Source organism: Acinetobacter sp. UBA3025 (genome assembly GCF_002367915.1).
In the GTDB taxonomy this organism is placed as follows: Bacteria; Pseudomonadota; Gammaproteobacteria; order Pseudomonadales; family Moraxellaceae; genus Acinetobacter.
The window spans coordinates 3364-4760 of sequence record NZ_DFDO01000024.1; the positions used below are offsets into that span (position 1 = coordinate 3364).

Consider the following 1397-nt stretch of genomic DNA (forward strand, 5'->3'; position numbering starts at 1 on the left):
AATGAAGATAGAGTCAAAAAACCAATCTAGATTCGAGGGATAATTTGAATATCTTTGATTTTTTTGTTCTAACTCGGTGATTTCATTTATGAGAAATTGTACAGCTAAAAATATTCAATCTCATCCAATGCTTAGAAGATGTTGAATCGGCCGCTAATATAAAATAATTGAAAAATGAATTTAAACTCGGCTCAAGTTTTAGAGTGACATAGAACTATCAGCTTGAAACTTGAGAAGTGAATTGTTTCAAATTACAACAATACTACAACTTAACCCATTCCTGCACTGCAAGCACTTGATTTATAATGCAGCTTAGACTGAATTAATGTGACTTTTACATTACCACTTTATGAATATGAAGAAAAATAAACAATGTGTCTGCTGGGGTCTGACTGTGCTTGCATCTATGATGTATGGCAGTTTTGCTTATGCACAAAGCATCAGCTTTAAGGATGCAGAACAACAATTGTTGCAACGTTCCTATAGTAGCCAGGCTTTTCAAAGTCTGGAGCAAGCGTCAAAACTTGAAGCAGAAGCTGTCAAAGGTATTGGCCTACCTCGTGTTGACCTGAATGTTCGTGCCTATGCCTTTCATAGTGAAGTCGATATTCCATTAAAGCAGTTTAAAAATAATCTGGAAAATTCACTCTCTCAAGGCGTGAATGGCCGGCTTAATGAGTGGGAAGCCAGTAATGGTGTGGATCTACCTGCAGGTATTACTGATCCACTGCGTGAAGGACTTAACAATACTATTCATAGCGGAGTTGGTCTGATTCCGGATACGTCTAATGTCGTCCTTGAAGATCAGGTGACTCGTCCCACTGTTTCCGTGATGATGCCACTATATACCGGAGGCCTCACCCGTAGCGCCAAAGAAATTGCCAATATTCAGTCAGGACGTAGCGAACTTAGTAATCAGCAGCAACAGGATACGCAGCGTTTTGAACTAATTCAGTCCTACTTCAATGTGCAGCTACAAAAACAGTTACTGGATGCGGCACTTTTTAATTCAAATGCCATGCAACAACATTATCGTAATGCTCTGAAGCTGGAACAGCAGGGTTTTATCAGTAAAGGTCAACGCATGCAGTTCGAAGTGGCACGCAATAATGCTGAACGCGCACAACAAAATACCCAAGCCAATCTGAATGCTGCCCTATTTCAGCTAAATAATCTGTTGCTGGATAGCAATATCACCGAGCTAAGCACACCTTTGTTTGTGAATCGTGCTGAACCACAAAATGTGAATATTCTGCTCAGCAGTTTTAGTCAGAACTCTCCCCTGATCAAAAAAATGCAGATGGATACCGAACTGGCCAAAGCCAATGTCAAAGCCCAGCAGGCCGCTAAAAAGCCAAATGTTTTTGCGTTTGGTGAATATAGCCTGGATCAACATC

General features: G+C 40.4%; 1 protein-coding gene. It reads left to right on the forward strand.

From position 1 onward, the window contains the following. Positions 1-349 precede the first annotated feature (349 nt). Positions 350-1397 (forward strand): TolC family protein (locus tag B4J23_RS01030; protein WP_291358397.1); only part of this gene is annotated, 1048 nt, incomplete at its 3' end.